The organism is Neoalteromonas arenosi (assembly GCF_030362855.1).
Lineage (GTDB): Bacteria > Pseudomonadota > Gammaproteobacteria > Enterobacterales > Alteromonadaceae > Alteromonas_E > Alteromonas_E arenosi.
Window position 1 is genome coordinate 94,503 of the sequence record NZ_JAUCBP010000006.1, and the last position, 2,383, is coordinate 96,885.

General features: G+C 46.6%; 1 protein-coding gene and 4 tRNA genes. 1 reads left to right on the plus strand and 4 read right to left on the minus strand.

Annotated elements, in window-relative coordinates; all coding sequences use genetic code 11:
- The 4 genes from QTP81_RS04650 to gltX all read right to left on the minus strand — a co-directional run bounded on the left by QTP81_RS04650 (position 1) and on the right by gltX (position 1,956).
- Positions 1 to 70, minus strand: a tRNA-Glu gene (locus QTP81_RS04650).
- A 92-nt stretch (positions 71 to 162) separates the two neighbouring features.
- Positions 163 to 238 (minus strand) — tRNA-Glu (locus QTP81_RS04655).
- Positions 239 to 383: 145 nt separating this feature from the next.
- A tRNA-Ala gene (locus QTP81_RS04660) sits at positions 384 to 459 on the minus strand.
- 87 nt (positions 460 to 546) lie between these two features.
- Positions 547 to 1,956 carry a glutamate--tRNA ligase gene (gene gltX / locus QTP81_RS04665; RefSeq protein ID WP_289364072.1) on the minus strand — a complete coding sequence of 470 codons (1,410 nt, stop codon included), beginning with the start codon at positions 1,954 to 1,956 and terminating at the stop codon, positions 547 to 549.
- Between the two features lie 346 nt (positions 1,957 to 2,302).
- Between gltX and QTP81_RS04670 the strand changes: the two genes are divergently transcribed.
- A tRNA-Val gene (locus tag QTP81_RS04670) sits at positions 2,303 to 2,378 on the plus strand.
- The last annotated feature ends 5 nt before the right edge of the window (positions 2,379 to 2,383 follow it).

The following is a 2,383-nucleotide window of genomic DNA, read 5'->3' on the forward strand; positions in this document are numbered from 1 at the left end:
CCCCTAGGGGATTCGAACCCCTGTTACCGCCGTGAAAGGGCGGTGTCCTAGGCCTCTAGACGAAGGGGACAGAATTTTTGTATTTCTGCCACTGATTCCATTCAGGTTTGGTGCAAGCTACCGCTTACCAGTCTCTTTGTATTAACCACCAAAGAGTAAAAATGGCGTCCCCTAGGGGATTCGAACCCCTGTTACCGCCGTGAAAGGGCGGTGTCCTAGGCCTCTAGACGAAGGGGACAGAATTTTTCACTTATCGAAGCACGGCTTCGATTAAATTCTGTCAGGAGAGGTGAGCTCTACAAACTGAGCGACCTTTTCCTAACCTAGTGTTTTAGTTTAACCTAATTTAATAGGTTGCAGCTACCTGCTTGCCATCCGGAAATTGGTGGAGCCAGGCGGGATCGAACCGCCGACCTCTTGCATGCCATGCAAGCGCTCTCCCAGCTGAGCTATGGCCCCGGCTAATCGGTCCTGACTCAAGCTGAGTCCGTTCCGTGACAGCGGGGCGCATTCTAGGCACACGGGGGCAAACTGTCAACGCTTTTTTTAGGAATTTTCGCGCTTTTCGATGTATTCCAACGCCTTGGTTATTCGTTGTACAACAGTTGCTTGAGAAATGAGCGCTAAAGTCACGTCTAATGATGGCGAGTTGCCACCACCGGTCACTGCAACACGCAATGGCATTCCCACTTTACCCATGCCCACTTCCAATTCTTCTGCTGTTTGATTGATCACAGTTTGAATATTTTCTGGGTTCCAATCAGTTAACTCTGCCAACTTGGCTTGCACCAACTCCAACGGCTCACGAGCTACTGGACGCAAGTGTTTCTTTGCCGCTTTCTCGTCGAACTCTTTGTAGTCAGCAAAGAAATAGTGACTAATAGCGGCCAATTCTGCGAGAGTTTTAACTCGGTCAGCTTGGATGGCAATAACTTCTGATAACGCTGGTCCGTTTGAATAATCAATGCCCTGTTGATCGAAATGCCACTTAGCATGCTCTGCAACCTCTGTCGCTGGTAACGTTTTAATATAATGTTGATTCAACCAAATAAGCTTATCTGTATTAAACGCAGATGCCGATTGTCCGATCGAGTCCAGCGAGAACAATTCGATCATCTCATCAACACTGAATATCTCCTGATCACCATGCGACCAGCCAAGACGTACTAAATAATTAAGCACGGCTTGTGGCAAGTAACCGTCATCGCGATACTGCATCACACTGACTGCGCCGTGGCGTTTGGACAGCTTTTTGCCGTCATCGCCCAGGATCATCGACACATGCGCATATTCTGGTACTGGCGCGCCGAGTGCCTGCAAAATATTGATCTGTCGAGGTGTATTATTGATGTGATCTTCACCGCGTACAACGTGGCTAATACCCATATCCCAGTCGTCTATAACAACACAAAAGTTGTACGTGGGAGTGCCGTCACTGCGCATAATAACCAAATCATCGAGTTCGCTATTGGCGATTTCGATTCGCCCACGAACGTGATCATCAAAAACCACTTTACCGTCGAGCGGGTTTTTGAAACGAATTACGTAAGGCTGGTTTTCAGGGTGGTCAGTTCTATCTCGCCATGTTCCCGGATATCTTGGCTTTTCGCCATTCGATTTTTGTTGTTCGCGAATGGCATCCAGTTCCTCAGCAGGCATAAAACATTTGTAGGCTTTACCTTCACTGATCAACTGTTCGACCATTTCCTTATAGCGGTCAAAACGGTCGGTTTGATAAATTGGACCGACATCTGCATCCAAACCCAACCACTGCATCCCATCTAAAATCGCTTGCTTAGCTTCTTCCGTTGAACGCTCAATATCAGTATCTTCAATACGCAATACGAATTTTCCGCCTTGGCTTTTCGCATACAACCAAGAATACAATGCAGTTCGCGCACCACCAACGTGCAGATAACCAGTTGGGCTAGGCGCAAAACGAGTAACCACAGACATATAAATCACCTTCAATAAATAATGGCGCGCATTCTACATTAGCTGACAAGCGAAACGAAGCCTAGTAGACGTTTTTACGTGCCAAAAACCTGTATCTGCCCTAACTCAGAACAACTGTCATTGAGAAAACGACACAAATTTTATTTGTGCTTAACAGAAACCTGTTGTGTAAATCGATATCATTTGAAACCTGAGCAAAAAATGCAGTACTTGCTTAAATTTCAACCGTGAAGAGTAATTTTTCAACTACAATTTGCGCAAATGGAATTTACGCTAAATTTACGGTTGACAGGAAGGTTTACGACTCTATAATACCGCCCACTTGACCGCTTCAGCGGAATAAGACGGACGCTTAGCTCAGTTGGGAGAGCATCGCCCTTACAAGGCGAGGGTCACTGGTTCAAGCCCAGTAGCGTCCACCACTTTA

Bases quoted from the DNA above. Each gene is read 5' to 3' on its own strand.
- gltX (WP_289364072.1), bottom strand. From the start codon at position 1,956: ATGTCTGTGGTTACTCGTTTTGCGCCTAGCCCAACTGGTTATCTGCAC.